Below are 15,341 nucleotides of genomic sequence, written 5' to 3'. Positions count from 1 at the left end.
GTAGGGGAAAGGGTATTATGGCCGGAGTGTGGCAACGGGCGGCACCGTTCACGCTTACGTAACAAAAATACAGCATCAGCGTCATGAAAAACGTATACTAGGGCGCTAATCAGGAAGCGATACCACGGCATGAAATATCAGGATCTACGTGACTTTCTTTCCCTGCTGGAGCAGCAGGGGGAATTAAAACGCATCACTTTACCCGTTGACCCCCATCTGGAAATGACGGAAATTGCCGACCGGACACTGCGCGCCGGTGGCCCGGCATTGCTGTTTGAAAACCCCAAAGGGTATCAGATGCCGGTGCTGTGCAACCTGTTTGGCACCCCGAAACGAGTGGCGATGGGCATGGGGCAGGAGGATGTCTCCGCCCTGCGCGAGGTGGGGAAACTGCTGGCCTTCCTGAAAGAGCCGGAGCCGCCAAAAGGCTTTCGCGACATGTTCGATAAGCTGCCGCAATTTAAGCAGGTGCTGAATATGCCGACTAAGCGGCTGCGCGGCGCCCCCTGCCAGCAGGTGATTGTGGAAGGCGAAGCGGTCGATCTGACCCGTATCCCGGTGATGCAGTGCTGGCCTGGCGATGCGGCACCGCTGGTGACCTGGGGGCTGACGGTGACCCGTGGCCCCCATAAAGAGCGCCAGAACCTCGGGATTTACCGCCAGCAGCTGATTGGCAAAAATAAACTTATCATGCGCTGGCTGTCCCACCGCGGCGGCGCACTGGATTTTCAGGAGTGGTGCGCGGCGCACCCGGGGGAACGCTTCCCGGTCTCTGTGGCCCTGGGGGCTGATCCGGCCACCATTCTGGGGGCGGTGACTCCGGTACCGGATACCCTGTCGGAATATGCCTTTGCCGGGCTGCTGCGCGGCACCAAAACTGAAGTGGTGAAGTGCATTTCGAATGATCTGGAAGTGCCGGCCAGTGCGGAGATTGTGCTGGAAGGCTATATTGAGCCCGGGGAGATGGCCGCAGAAGGCCCCTATGGCGACCACACCGGTTACTACAATGAGGTGGACAGCTTCCCGGTATTCACCATCACCCATATCACCCGCCGCGAAGATGCGATTTACCACTCGACCTATACCGGTCGCCCGCCGGATGAGCCCGCGGTGCTGGGGGCTGCGCTCAATGAAGTGCTGGTGCCTATCCTGCAAAAACAGTTCCCTGAAATTGTCGATTTTTATCTGCCGCCGGAAGGTTGCTCTTACCGCATGGCGGTGGTGACCATGAAGAAGCAGTACGCCGGTCATGCCAAACGCGTGATGATGGGGGTATGGTCATTCCTGCGGCAGTTTATGTACACCAAGTTTGTCATCGTGTGCGATGACGATATCAACGCGCGTGACTGGAACGATGTTATCTGGGCGATAACCACACGGATGGACCCGGCCCGTGATACTGTGCTGATGGAAAATACGCCAATAGATTACCTCGACTTCGCGTCTCCGGTTTCCGGACTGGGCTCAAAAATGGGAATGGATGCCACGAATAAATGGCCCGGTGAAACCCAGCGCGAATGGGGGGTGCCTATAGAGAAAGATCCCCAGGTTACCGCGCGCATAGATGCCATCTGGGACGAGCTGGGTATCTTCGAGGATGGTAAAGGCGCATAGCGCCGCCATTAATGTTTGCCTTAACGACCCGACAGAGGGGAAGCATGACAACCTTAAGCTGTAAAGTGACCTCAGTAGAAGCGATAACCGACACGGTTTACCGGGTCCGCTTACTGCCTGAAGCCGCTTTTTCCTTTCGCGCAGGCCAGTACCTGATGGTGGTGATGGATGAGCGGGATAAGCGCCCGTTCTCTGTGGCATCCACCCCGGCGGAACAGGATTTTATTGAGCTCCATATTGGTGCTTCCGAGCTGAACTTATACGCCATGGCGGTGATGGATCGCATCCTGAAGCAGCAGGAGATCCTGGTCGATATGCCCCACGGCGACGCCTGGCTGCGTGATGAAGAAGATCGCCCGCTGATCCTGATAGCCGGTGGCACCGGCTTTTCCTATGTGCGCTCGATCCTGCTGACCGCGCTGGCCCGCAACCCGGATCGGGATATTGCCGTTTACTGGGGCGGGCGCGAAGCCAAACACCTCTATGATCTGGATGAGCTGGAAGCGCTCTCTGTGAAGCACCCGCACCTGCGGGTGGAGGCGGTGGTTGAGCAGCCTGACGCCGCATGGCGTGGCCGCACCGGCACCGTGCTGGCGGCGGTGCTCAAGGATTACGGCTCCCTGGCGGATCAGGACATTTATATTGCCGGTCGTTTTGAGATGGCCAAAATTGCCCGCGAGATGTTCTGTGCCGATCGCGGCGCCCGCGCCGATCGCATGTTCGGCGATGCGTTTGCGTTTATCTGAGTCTCTCTTTCTGAGCATAAAACGCCCGGTGGATCGCCCCCGGGCGTTTTTGTATCTTTATGGTTGTTGTGACGCTCAGACGCCTGCGCCAAAAAGAAAAAACCCGCCCCTGACAGGCGGGAAAGAACGGCAGAAGTGACAGCGCCAGCGGCGCAAAGCGTTATACGCGTTCGAAGACGGTCGCAATCCCCTGGCCCAGGCCGATACACATGGTGGCAAGGCCAAACTGTGCGTCCCGGCGCTCCATCAGATTCAGCAACGTGGTACTGATCCGCGCCCCGGAACAGCCCAGCGGGTGCCCCAGCGCGATGGCGCCGCCATTAAGGTTTATCTTGTCGTCTATTTTGTCCGCCAGTCCCAGATCGTGAATACAGGGCAGAACCTGGGCGGCAAAGGCTTCGTTCATCTCAAACAGATCGATATCGTCCACCGTGAGACCGGCTTTTTTCAGCGCCAGGCGCGACGCGGGAACCGGGCCATACCCCATCACCGACGGGTCGCACCCGACAACCGCCACAGAACGGATCACGGCGCGGGGTTTCAGCCCCAGCTCCCGGGCACGGGTTTCGCTCATCACCAGCATGGCGGAGGCGCCATCAGACAGGGCCGATGCGTTACCGGCGGTGACGGTGCCATTTGCCGGATCAAAGGCAGGCTTCAGGGCTGAGAGGCTCTCCACACTGGTGTCCGCGCGGACCACTTCATCAGTGGTATATTGCCGGAGCACGCCGTCGGCATCGTGGCCCCCGGTGGGGATTATCTCTTTGCTGAAGTGGCCTGCCCGGGTTGCCGCCCAGGCCCGCTGGTGAGAGCGGGCGGCGAAGGCATCCTGCATCTCGCGGCTGATGCGGTTCATCCTGGCGAGCATTTCTGCGGTCAGCCCCATCATGGCGGCGGCTTTGGCCACGGTGCGGCTCATGCCGGGGTGAAAATCCACCCCGTGGGTCATGGGGACATGGCCCATATGCTCCACGCCGCCAATCAGGCAGGTGTGGGCATCGCCGGTCATGATCATTCTGGCCGCATCGTGCAGCGCCTGCATGGAGGAGCCACACAGCCGGTTTACGGTCACTGCCGGTACGCTGTGGGGGATCTCCGCCAGCAGCGCGGCATTACGGGCAATATTAAACCCCTGCTCCAGGGTCTGCTGAACACAGCCCCAGTAAATATCATCAATTGTGCTGGCTTCCAGCGCCGGGTTGCGCATCAGCAGGCTGCGCATCAGATGGGCGGAGAGATCTTCTGCCCGGACATGGCGAAAAGCGCCCCCTTTTGAGCGGCCCATCGGGGTCCGGATTGCATCAACAATGACGACCTTTTCCATTCTTCGCTCCTCAGGCGCTTTTCCGCGCATCTACCGGTTTCGCGGTCTCTACCGGGGGGTAATAGGATTCATTGCGGCGGGCTTTGTCGTGTAGCCCGGCCGGAATGGCATACAGGGCGCCAAGCGAACTGTACTGGCTGGCCATCTCCAGGTAGTGCGCGCAGCCCAGGGTATCCAGCCAGCGGAAGGCGCCCCCGCGAAACGGCGGGAAGCCGAGCCCATACACCAGTGCCAGGTCCGCCTCTGCCGGGCTGGCGATAATCTGCTCTTCCAGGCAGCGGATAACTTCGTTAACCATCGGGATCATCATCCGGGCGATTATCTCGTCATCACTGAAGTGGCGGGCAGTCTGGCTGACTTCGGCCAGCAGTGGGGCGACGCTGTCGTCAGCCTCTTTACGGGGCTTGCCTTTGCTGTCCGGGGTATAGCGGTAGAACCCCTGGCCGGTTTTCTGGCCAAAGCGGCCCGCCCCGAACAGGACATCGATAGCATCGCGGCCGCTTTTTTGCATCCGCTCCGGGAAGCCTGCCGCCATCACTGCCTGGGCGTGGTGAGCGGTATCGATCCCGACCACATCCAGCAGGTATGCCGGGCCCATGGGCCAGCCGAACTGTTTTTCCATCACGTTATCAATCTGGCGGAAGTCTGCCCCGTCGCGCAGCAGCTGGCTGAACCCGGCAAAATAGGGGAACAGCACCCGGTTAACGAAGAACCCCGGGCAGTCATTTACCACGATGGGGGTTTTGCCCATCTGGCTGGCCCAGGCCACTACCGTGGCGATGGTGGTGTCTGAGGTTTTCTCCCCGCGGATCACCTCAACCAGCGGCATACGGTGGACCGGGTTAAAGAAGTGCATACCGCAGAAGTTTTCCGGGTGCTGTAATGCCCCGGCCAGCTCGCTAATCGGAATGGTCGAGGTGTTGGAGGCCAGCACCGTGCCGGGGCGGACCTTTTGCTCTGTTTCCGCCAGCACGGCTTTTTTCACTTTCGGGTTTTCGACCACCGCCTCAACCACCACATCCACATGGTTAAAACCGTCGTAAGTCAGGGTGGGGTGGATGGTGCTTATCACCTGAGCGAGCCTGAGGCCGGAGATTTTGCCGCGCTCCAGCTGTTTGTTCAGCAGCTTTCCGGCTTCGGTCATGCCCAGCTCAAGGGACTTGTCGTTAATGTCTTTCATCACCACCGGCACGCCTTTCCAGGCCGACTGCCAGGCGATGCCGCCCCCCATGATCCCGGCCCCCAGAACCGCCGCATAAGCCGGAGGGGTGACCGCGTTCGCCAGCTTTTTGGCTTTGGCTTTTACATACTGATCATTGAGGAAGATCCCTACCAATGCCCGGGCCTGTGGGGTGTGGGTCAGGGGGACAAAGCTCTTATTTTCCAGATCCAGCGCCGCATCGCGCCCCAGGCGGGCGGCAGCTTCGATGGTGCTCACCGCCGTGACCGGTGCCGGGTAATGTTTACCGGCTGTCCGGGCGACCATCGCCTTAGCGATGGAGAAGCTCATGGCGGCCTCTGTTTTGCTCAGTTTCAGCGGCTCAAGTTTGGGAGCCCGCCGGGCCTGCCAGTCAAGCTCACCGGCAATGGCGGCGCGCAGCATGGCGAGTGCGCCGTCGCGCAGTTTCTCCGGGGCGACAATGCCGTCGATCAGGCCCAGTTTGAGGGCCTCCCCGGCACCGACATCCTTCCCGGCGGCAATAATTTCCAGGGCGCTGTCGGCCCCCAGCAGGCGCGGCAGACGCACCGAGCCGCCAAAACCGGGCATGATCCCGAGTTTTGTTTCCGGCAGGCCAATGCGCAGATCCGGTGACGCCAGGCGGAAATCTGTAGCCAGAACACATTCACAGCCGCCCCCCAGCGCATACCCGTTAATGGCGCTGATGGTGGGAACCGGTAAATCTTCCAGACGGTTAAATACGCTGTTGGCAAAGTGCAGCCAGCCGGACAGCTGCTCCTGCGGCACCTGGAACAGTGACAGAAACTCCGTAATATCCGCGCCCACAATAAAGGCGGGTTTAGACGAGGTCAGCAGCAGACCCGTTAATTCAGACTGCTTTTCGAGTATATCAATTGCGTGACCGAGGCTGGCCACGGTCGCCGTGTCCAGCTTGTTGACTGAGCCGGGGGCATCGAACACCAGTTCGGCAATGCCGTTATCCAGCCAGTTAAGATGTAGGGTTTCGCCTTGGTAGAGCATGTCAGTCTCCTGAATCCAGCAAAGTGATCTGGTCGTACCAGATGCAGCGAAGTGTGGATTTTATGTTAATTAAATGCAAATTAATGATTAAATTTTTGCAGGAAGGATCACGGATAGGGAAAACAGCATCACCGCAGGCGCTGTGTTAAGATGCGGGCGTTTATCGTCAAACGAGAAGGGTCACTTATGGAATCGCTGGCAGCACAATATAAGGCGCATCTGGAAACCTTACAGGAGCGGGCGCGCAATGTTCTTGAGCGCTTCAGTCTGGATGCCTTACTCATCCATTCCGGTGAGTTGTTTAATGTCTTCCTGGACGATCATCCCTACCCATTCAAAGTAAACCCCCAGTTTAAATCCTGGGTGCCGGTCACTCAGGTGCCCAACTGCTGGCTGCTGGTTGATGGCGTGAATAAACCCAAACTGTGGTTCTGGCTGCCGGTGGACTACTGGCACAATGTGGAGCCGCTGCCGGAGGCATTCTGGACTTCTGAAATTGACCTGGTGGCGTTGCCGAAGGCCGACAATATCGGCAGCCAGTTACCGGCTGACCGCCGCAATATTGCCTATATCGGGCCGGTGGCGGAGCGTGCGCTGCAGCTGGATATCCAGGCGAAAAATATCAACCCGCAGGGGGTGATTGATTATCTGCACTACTACCGGGCCTATAAAACGGACTATGAGCTGACCTGCATGCGTGAAGCCCAGAAAGTGGCGGTAGCCGGGCACCAGGCGGCGGAAGAGGCATTCCGCACCGGAATGAGTGAGTTTGATATTAACCTCGCCTATCTGGCGGCCACCGGCCACCGCGATACGGATGTGCCTTACAGCAATATTGTGGCGCTTAACGAGCACGCATCGGTGCTGCACTACACCCGGCTGGACCATTCGGCACCGGCACAGGTACGCAGCTTCCTGCTGGATGCCGGGGCAGAATATAACGGCTACGCGGCGGATCTGACCCGCACCTGGTCGTTCAGCCACGACAATGACTACGCGCAGCTGATTAAAGACGTGAACGAAGAGCAGCTGGCGCTGATTGGCACCATGCAGGCCGGTGTGCGCTATACCGAATACCATGTACAGTTCCATCAGCGGATTGCGAAACTGCTGCGGCGCCATAAAATCATCACCGGCATCAGCGAAGAGGCGATGGTTGAGGCGGATATCACCGGCCCGTTTATGCCGCACGGTATCGGGCATCCGCTGGGGCTACAGGTGCATGATGTGGCCGGTTTTATGCAGGATGACACCGGCACGCATCTGGCGGCACCGGCGAAATACCCCTATCTGCGCTGCACGCGTATTCTCGAACCCGGCATGGTGATGACCATCGAACCCGGTATTTACTTTATCGAGTCACTGCTGGCACCGTGGCGCGCCGGGAAATTCAGCCAGCACTTTAACTGGCAGAAGATTGACGCCCTGAAACCGTTTGGCGGTATCCGGATTGAAGATAACGTGGTTATCCATGCGGGCAGCATCGAAAATATGACCCGCGATCTGAAACTGGCCTGATGGACAGCTGGTTAATCCCGGCGGCACCGGTCACAGTCACGGAAGAGATAAAAAAAAGCCGCTTTATTACGCTACTGGCACACACCTGTGGGGTAGAGGCGGCAAAGGCTTTCGTTGACACTGTGCGCCAGGCGCACCCGGATGCCCGGCACCACTGCCTGGCCTGGGTGGCGGGCGCGCCGGATGACTCGCAGCAACTGGGGTTTTCTGATGACGGCGAACCGGCGGGCACCGCCGGTAAACCCATGCTTGCCCAGCTGATGGGCAGTGGCGTGGGGGAGATTACCGCCGTGGTCGTGCGCTATTATGGCGGGGTAAAACTGGGGACCGGAGGGCTGGTAAAAGCCTACGGCGGAGGCGTGCAACAGGCTCTGAGCCAGTTGACCACGCAGCGCAAAGTTCCTCTGACTGAATATACTTTGCAGTGTGAATACAGCTGGCTTGCGGCGGTGGAAGCACTGGTGACCCAATTTGAAGGGCAGATTGTACAAACGCAATACCAGTCTGATGTACAACTGCGGCTCGCGTTGCCGCAATCCCGGGTAGACGAATTTGCACACAAACTGGCGGATATCAGCCGGGGCGCACTGTATTTGTCATCACAGGAATAACTGCTCCTCTCTGTTTGTTATTTATTAAGGATCGGCTGAAATGCATTTTCGTGCCATAACCCGCATTGTGGGCCTGTTAGTCATCTTGTTTTCCGGAACCATGATTGTTCCGGGGCTGGTGGCCTTATTGTATCGGGACGGCGCTGGCCGGGCGTTCACGCAAACATTTTTCGTGACGCTGGCTATTGGTGTTTTACTGTGGTGGCCCCATCGCCGTGAAAAAAGCGAGCTGAAACCCCGGGAAGGGTTCCTGATCGTGGTGCTGTTCTGGACCGTGCTGGGGAGCGTGGGGTCACTGCCGTTTGTGTTTGCCGAGCAGCCGAATCTGACCGTGACCGACGCGTTTTTTGAATCCTTCTCCGGCCTGACCACGACCGGGGCCACTACCCTGGTGGGGCTGGACTCCTTACCCCACGCCATCTTGTTTTATCGCCAGATGCTGCAGTGGTTCGGCGGGATGGGGATCATTGTCCTGGCGGTAGCCATTCTGCCTATCCTCGGGGTCGGGGGGATGCAGCTGTACCGGGCGGAGATGCCCGGGCCGCTGAAAGACAACAAAATGCGCCCGCGCATTGCCGAAACGGCCAAAACCCTGTGGCTTATCTATGTGTTGCTGACCATTGGCTGTGCGGTCGCGCTGTGGTTTGCCGGTATGCCCGCTTTTGATGCCATTGGCCACAGCTTTGCGACGATCGCCATCGGCGGCTTTTCCACCCATGATGCCAGCGTGGGGTATTTCAACAGCCCGACCATTAACTCTATTATCGCGATATTCCTGCTGATCTCCGGGTGTAACTACGGCCTGCACTTCTCGCTGCTGAGCGGGCGCAGCCTGAAGGTTTACTGGCGGGATCCGGAATTTCGTATGTTTATAGGTGTGCAGTTCTCGCTGGTGGTTATCTGCACCATTGTGTTGTGGTTCCACAATACCTATGGAAGTGTGGTACAGACCGTTAACCAGGCATTTTTCCAGGTGGTGTCCATGGCGACAACCGCCGGGTTTACCACGGACAGCATCGCCCGCTGGCCGCTATTCTTGCCGGTATTGCTGCTGTGCTCTGCGTTTATCGGCGGCTGTGCCGGATCTACCGGCGGGGGGCTTAAGGTCATTCGTATTTTGCTGCTGTTTAAGCAGGGCAACCGCGAACTGAAGCGCCTGGTGCACCCCAATGCGGTATACAGTATTAAACTGGGGAACCGCGCACTGCCGGAGCGCATTCTGGAAGCGGTGTGGGGGTTCTTTTCGGCGTACGCGCTGGTATTTATTCTGAGTATGCTGGCTATCATCGCCACCGGGGTGGATGATTTTTCCGCCTTCGCGGCGGTGGCGGCAACGCTGAATAACCTTGGCCCTGGCCTGGGGGTAGTGGCGGATAACTTCACCACCATGAACCCGGTTGCCAAGTGGATCCTGATTATCAACATGCTGTTCGGGCGACTGGAGGTCTTTACCTTACTGGTCCTGTTTACCCCGACATTTTGGCGCGAATAGAGGGAGCGTGCGTGAAAACACTGATTCTGTTTTCTACCCGGGATGGTCAGACACATAAAATCGCCCGGCATATTGCCGGGGTGCTGGAAGAGCAGGGGAAAGCCTGTGAACTGGTGGACCTGCTCCAGCCCGGGGAACCGGACTGGAGCACGGTAGAGTGCGTGGTGCTGGGGGCCTCTATCCGCTACGGCCATTTCCACAAAAGTTTTATTCGTTTTGTGAATACCCACGCGCAGCGGCTGAATAATATGCCCGGCGCGCTGTTTACGGTGAATCTGGTGGCCCGTAAACCGGAAAAACAGTCCCCGCAAACCAATAGCTATACGCGTAAGTTTCTGGCGGCATCACCCTGGCAGCCACAGCGCTGCCAGGTGTTCGCCGGGGCGCTGCGTTATCCCCGCTACAGCTGGTATGACCGGATGATGATTCGCCTGATCATGAAAATGGCCGGCGGAGAAACGGATACCCGCAAAGAAGTGGAGTATACCGACTGGCAGTCGGTGACCCGTTTTGCCCGGGAAATTGCGCAGTTACCAGGCGAAACGCGCTGATTTCAGGCAGGTTGCCTGGAAAATAATCACTCGGTAAAGTTTTTTAAAAACAGGGGTTGCCAGCGGCCAGAAACTCCCTATAATGCGCTCCCACTGACACGGCACAACGGCTTCACAGCCCGCCAGTCAGGCAGAGTTGACAGGGTTTACGAGTAACGAAATGTGAAAATAAACAGTTGACTTTGAAAGAGGAAAACGTATTATACGGGACCTCGCGACAGAGCGCCAAGCGCGTCGCACTGCTCTTTAACAATTTATCAGACAATCTGTGTGGGCACTCTAAGGCACTGATATCTTAACGTCGCAAGACGAAAAATGATTATCAAGTCTCAAAGAGTGACTAAAACAGTTAATTCATTACGAATAAACAGTTTTCGATTTATCGAAAGTCAGCTTTTGAGCATCAAACTTTGAATTGAAGAGTTTGATCATGGCTCAGATTGAACGCTGGCGGCAGGCTTAACACATGCAAGTCGAACGGTAACAGAAATCAGCTTGCTGATTTGCTGACGAGTGGCGGACGGGTGAGTAATGTCTGGGAAACTGCCTGATGGAGGGGGATAACTACTGGAAACGGTAGCTAATACCGCATAATGTCGCAAGACCAAAGTGGGGGACCTTCGGGCCTCATACCATCGGATGTGCCCAGATGGGATTAGCTAGTAGGTGGGGTAACGGCTCACCTAGGCGACGATCCCTAGCTGGTCTGAGAGGATGACCAGCCACACTGGAACTGAGACACGGTCCAGACTCCTACGGGAGGCAGCAGTGGGGAATATTGCACAATGGGCGCAAGCCTGATGCAGCCATGCCGCGTGTATGAAGAAGGCCTTCGGGTTGTAAAGTACTTTCAGCGGGGAGGAAGGTGTTGAGGTTAATAACCTCAGCAATTGACGTTACCCGCAGAAGAAGCACCGGCTAACTCCGTGCCAGCAGCCGCGGTAATACGGAGGGTGCAAGCGTTAATCGGAATTACTGGGCGTAAAGCGCACGCAGGCGGTTGATTAAGTCAGATGTGAAATCCCCGGGCTTAACCTGGGAACTGCATTTGAAACTGGTCAGCTTGAGTCTCGTAGAGGGGGGTAGAATTCCAGGTGTAGCGGTGAAATGCGTAGAGATCTGGAGGAATACCGGTGGCGAAGGCGGCCCCCTGGACGAAGACTGACGCTCAGGTGCGAAAGCGTGGGGAGCAAACAGGATTAGATACCCTGGTAGTCCACGCCGTAAACGATGTCAACTTGGAAGTTGTGGTCTTGAACCGTGGCTTCCGGAGCTAACGCGTTAAGTTGACCGCCTGGGGAGTACGGCCGCAAGGTTAAAACTCAAATGAATTGACGGGGGCCCGCACAAGCGGTGGAGCATGTGGTTTAATTCGATGCAACGCGAAGAACCTTACCTGGTCTTGACATCCATAGAACTTGGCAGAGATGCCTTGGTGCCTTCGGGAGCTATGAGACAGGTGCTGCATGGCTGTCGTCAGCTCGTGTTGTGAAATGTTGGGTTAAGTCCCGCAACGAGCGCAACCCCTATCCTCTGTTGCCAGCACTTCGGGTGGGAACTCAGGGGAGACTGCCAGTGATAAACTGGAGGAAGGTGGGGATGACGTCAAGTCATCATGGCCCTTACGACCAGGGCTACACACGTGCTACAATGGCGCATACAAAGAGAAGCGACCTCGCGAGAGCAAGCGGATCTCATAAAGTGCGTCGTAGTCCGGATTGGAGTCTGCAACTCGACTCCATGAAGTCGGAATCGCTAGTAATCGTGGATCAGAATGCCACGGTGAATACGTTCCCGGGCCTTGTACACACCGCCCGTCACACCATGGGAGTGGGTTGCAAAAGAAGTAGGTAGCTTAACCTTCGGGAGGGCGCTTACCACTTTGTGATTCATGACTGGGGTGAAGTCGTAACAAGGTAACCGTAGGGGAACCTGCGGTTGGATCACCTCCTTACCTTAAAGATACAACCTTTTAGTGCTCACACAGATTGTCTGATGAAAGTAGAGAAGCAAGGCGTCTTGCGAACGAGACTACAGTGTCCCCTTCGTCTAGAGGCCCAGGACACCGCCCTTTCACGGCGGTAACAGGGGTTCGAATCCCCTAGGGGACGCCACTTGCTGGTATGTAAGTGAAAGTTGCGTGCCGATATATCTCAAAACTGACTTGCGAGAGTCATGTTTGAGATATTTGCTCTTTAAAAATCTGGAACAAGCTGAAAATTGAAACAATAAACGCGCAAGCGTTTATGAGTCTCTCAAATTATCACACCTGAAGACATCTTCGGGTTGTGAGGTTAAGCGACTAAGCGTACACGGTGGATGCCCTGGCAGTCAGAGGCGATGAAGGACGTGCTAATCTGCGAAAAGCGCCGGCGAGGTGATATGAACCTTTGACCCGGCGATGTCCGAATGGGGAAACCCAGTGTGTTTCGACACACTATCGTTAGCTGAATACATAGGCTAACGAGGCGAACCGGGGGAACTGAAACATCTAAGTACCCCGAGGAAAAGAAATCAACCGAGATTCCCCCAGTAGCGGCGAGCGAACGGGGAGCAGCCCAGAGTCTGAATCAGCGTGTGTGTTAGTGGAAGCGTCTGGAAAGTCGCGCGATACAGGGTGAAAGCCCCGTACACGAAAATGCACATGTTGTGAACTCGATGAGTAGGGCGGGACACGTGATATCCTGTCTGAAGATGGGGGGACCATCCTCCAAGGCTAAATACTCCTGACTGACCGATAGTGAACCAGTACCGTGAGGGAAAGGCGAAAAGAACCCCGGCGAGGGGAGTGAAAAAGAACCTGAAACCGAGTACGTACAAGCAGTGGGAGCATCCTTCGGGATGTGACTGCGTACCTTTTGTATAATGGGTCAGCGACTTATATTCTGTAGCAAGGTTAACCGAATAGGGGAGCCGCAGGGAAACCGAGTCTTAACTGGGCGTTAAGTTGCAGGGTATAGACCCGAAACCCGGTGATCTAGCCATGGGCAGGTTGAAGGTTGGGTAACACTAACTGGAGGACCGAACCGACTAATGTTGAAAAATTAGCGGATGACTTGTGGCTGGGGGTGAAAGGCCAATCAAACCGGGAGATAGCTGGTTCTCCCCGAAAGCTATTTAGGTAGCGCCTCGTGAATTCATCTGTGGGGGTAGAGCACTGTTTCGGCTAGGGGGTCATCCCGACTTACCAACCCGATGCAAACTACGAATACCACAGAATGTTATCACGGGAGACACACGGCGGGTGCTAACGTCCGTCGTGAAGAGGGAAACAACCCAGACCGCCAGCTAAGGTCCCAAAGTCACAGTTAAGTGGGAAACGATGTGGGAAGGCCCAGACAGCCAGGATGTTGGCTTAGAAGCAGCCATCATTTAAAGAAAGCGTAATAGCTCACTGGTCGAGTCGGCCTGCGCGGAAGATGTAACGGGGCTAAACTGTGCACCGAAGCTGCGGCAGCGACACTAAGTGTTGTTGGGTAGGGGAGCGTTCTGTAAGCCGTTGAAGGTGGCCTGTGAGGGCTGCTGGAGGTATCAGAAGTGCGAATGCTGACATAAGTAACGATAATGCGGGTGAAAAACCCGCACGCCGGAAGACCAAGGGTTCCTGTCCAACGTTAATCGGGGCAGGGTGAGTCGACCCCTAAGGCGAGGCCGAAAGGCGTAGTCGATGGGAAACAGGTTAATATTCCTGTACTTGGTGTTACTGCGAAGGGGGGACGGAGAAGGCTATGTTATCCGGGCGACGGTCGTCCCGGTTTAAGCGTGTAGGTGTGTGGACCAGGCAAATCCGGTTCACTTTAACACTGAGGCGTGATGACGAGGCACTACGGTGCTGAAGTAACAAATGCCCTGCTTCCAGGAAAAGCCTCTAAGCATCAGGTAACACGAAATCGTACCCCAAACCGACACAGGTGGTCAGGTAGAGAATACCAAGGCGCTTGAGAGAACTCGGGTGAAGGAACTAGGCAAAATGGTGCCGTAACTTCGGGAGAAGGCACGCTGACATGTAGGTGAAGCCCCTGCGGGTGGAGCTGAAGTCAGTCGAAGATACCAGCTGGCTGCAACTGTTTATTAAAAACACAGCACTGTGCAAACACGAAAGTGGACGTATACGGTGTGACGCCTGCCCGGTGCCGGAAGGTTAATTGATGGGGTCAGCGCAAGCGAAGCTCCTGATCGAAGCCCCGGTAAACGGCGGCCGTAACTATAACGGTCCTAAGGTAGCGAAATTCCTTGTCGGGTAAGTTCCGACCTGCACGAATGGCGTAATGATGGCCAGGCTGTCTCCACCCGAGACTCAGTGAAATTGAACTCGCTGTGAAGATGCAGTGTACCCGCGGCAAGACGGAAAGACCCCGTGAACCTTTACTATAGCTTGACACTGAACATTGAGCCTTGATGTGTAGGATAGGTGGGAGGCTTTGAAGTGTGGACGCCAGTCTGCATGGAGCCAACCTTGAAATACCACCCTTTAATGTTTGATGTTCTAACGTAGACCCGTGACCCGGGTTGCGGACAGTGTCTGGTGGGTAGTTTGACTGGGGCGGTCTCCTCCCAAAGAGTAACGGAGGAGCACGAAGGTTAGCTAATCCTGGTCGGACATCAGGAGGTTAGTGCAAAGGCATAAGCTAGCTTGACTGCGAGAGTGACGGCTCGAGCAGGTGCGAAAGCAGGTCTTAGTGATCCGGTGGTTCTGAATGGAAGGGCCATCGCTCAACGGATAAAAGGTACTCCGGGGATAACAGGCTGATACCGCCCAAGAGTTCATATCGACGGCGGTGTTTGGCACCTCGATGTCGGCTCATCACATCCTGGGGCTGAAGTAGGTCCCAAGGGTATGGCTGTTCGCCATTTAAAGTGGTACGCGAGCTGGGTTTAGAACGTCGTGAGACAGTTCGGTCCCTATCTGCCGTGGGCGCTGGAGAACTGAGGGGGGCTGCTCCTAGTACGAGAGGACCGGAGTGGACGCATCACTGGTGTTCGGGTTGTCATGCCAATGGCATTGCCCGGTAGCTACATGCGGAAGAGATAAGTGCTGAAAGCATCTAAGCACGAAACTTGCCCCGAGATGAGTTCTCCCTGACCCTATAAGGGTCCTGAAGGAACGTTGAAGACGACGACGTTGATAGGCCGGGTGTGTAAGTGCAGCGATGCATTGAGCTAACCGGTACTAATGAACCGTGAGGCTTAACCTTACAACGCCAAAGATGTTTTGGTGTGAAGAGAGAGACGATATTCAGCTTGTGACAGATAAGACTGACCGGCGAAAGCGGGTTGGTAACAGA

At 56.2% G+C, this 15,341-nt stretch carries 8 protein-coding genes, 1 tRNA gene and 2 rRNA genes; 9 read left to right on the top strand and 2 right to left on the bottom strand.

The window, feature by feature from the left end; translation table 11 throughout:
* The first annotated feature begins 129 nt into the window (after nucleotides 1–129).
* Together ubiD and fre are read left to right on the top strand one after the other, a co-directional pair.
* Entirely contained in the window at nucleotides 130–1,614 is a 1,485-nt protein-coding gene (gene ubiD / locus EBL_RS18155) for a 4-hydroxy-3-polyprenylbenzoate decarboxylase (RefSeq protein ID WP_002444255.1), read from the top strand.
* A gap of 44 nt (nucleotides 1,615–1,658) precedes the next feature.
* Nucleotides 1,659–2,360: an NAD(P)H-flavin reductase gene (fre, locus tag EBL_RS18150; RefSeq protein ID WP_002444257.1), complete on the top strand. Its 702-nt coding sequence runs from the start codon at nucleotides 1,659–1,661 to the stop codon at nucleotides 2,358–2,360.
* Between the two features lie 160 nt (nucleotides 2,361–2,520).
* Here fre and fadA read toward each other — a convergent pair whose 3' ends face one another.
* Complete coding sequence (gene fadA / locus EBL_RS18145) at nucleotides 2,521–3,684, bottom strand: acetyl-CoA C-acyltransferase FadA (protein ID WP_002444258.1); 1,164 nt, start codon at nucleotides 3,682–3,684, stop codon at nucleotides 2,521–2,523.
* Nucleotides 3,685–3,694: 10 nt separating this feature from the next.
* Nucleotides 3,695–5,884, bottom strand: coding sequence for a fatty acid oxidation complex subunit alpha FadB (gene fadB / locus EBL_RS18140; RefSeq protein WP_002444260.1), 2,190 nt, complete (start codon nucleotides 5,882–5,884; stop codon nucleotides 3,695–3,697).
* A gap of 186 nt (nucleotides 5,885–6,070) precedes the next feature.
* On the opposite strand from fadB, the gene pepQ reads away from it, so the two are divergent.
* The 7 genes from pepQ to EBL_RS18105 all read left to right on the top strand — a co-directional run bounded on the left by pepQ (nucleotide 6,071) and on the right by EBL_RS18105 (nucleotide 15,251).
* Complete coding sequence (gene pepQ / locus EBL_RS18135) at nucleotides 6,071–7,402, top strand: Xaa-Pro dipeptidase (RefSeq protein WP_002444261.1); 1,332 nt, start codon at nucleotides 6,071–6,073, stop codon at nucleotides 7,400–7,402.
* The gene (locus EBL_RS18130) at nucleotides 7,402–8,013 is read left to right on the top strand and encodes an IMPACT family protein (RefSeq protein ID WP_002444262.1); all 612 of its coding nucleotides are present in this window, start codon (nucleotides 7,402–7,404) and stop codon (nucleotides 8,011–8,013) included. Before pepQ ends, EBL_RS18130 begins: the two co-directional genes overlap by 1 nt.
* Nucleotides 8,014–8,053: 40 nt before the next feature.
* Nucleotides 8,054–9,505, top strand: a complete 1,452-nt coding sequence (gene trkH, locus EBL_RS18125) for a Trk system potassium transporter TrkH (RefSeq protein ID WP_002444264.1) — start codon at nucleotides 8,054–8,056, stop codon at nucleotides 9,503–9,505.
* 11 nt (nucleotides 9,506–9,516) lie between these two features.
* Nucleotides 9,517–10,056: a menaquinone-dependent protoporphyrinogen IX dehydrogenase gene (gene hemG, locus EBL_RS18120; protein ID WP_002444266.1), complete on the top strand. Its 540-nt coding sequence runs from the start codon at nucleotides 9,517–9,519 to the stop codon at nucleotides 10,054–10,056.
* A gap of 412 nt (nucleotides 10,057–10,468) precedes the next feature.
* Nucleotides 10,469–12,010: ribosomal RNA gene (locus EBL_RS18115) — 16S ribosomal RNA — on the top strand.
* A gap of 84 nt (nucleotides 12,011–12,094) precedes the next feature.
* Nucleotides 12,095–12,170, top strand: a tRNA-Glu gene (locus tag EBL_RS18110).
* A 178-nt stretch (nucleotides 12,171–12,348) separates the two neighbouring features.
* Nucleotides 12,349–15,251, top strand: a 23S ribosomal RNA gene (locus EBL_RS18105).
* The 16S and 23S rRNA genes sit together here with 1 tRNA gene alongside, the layout of an rRNA operon.
* Nucleotides 15,252–15,341: the final 90 nt, after the last annotated feature.

The organism is Shimwellia blattae DSM 4481 = NBRC 105725, from assembly GCF_000262305.1.
GTDB classification, from domain to species: domain Bacteria; phylum Pseudomonadota; class Gammaproteobacteria; order Enterobacterales; family Enterobacteriaceae; genus Shimwellia; species Shimwellia blattae.
Note: the sequence above shows the minus strand (reverse complement) of the source record. Positions and strands in the feature narration are given on the sequence as shown.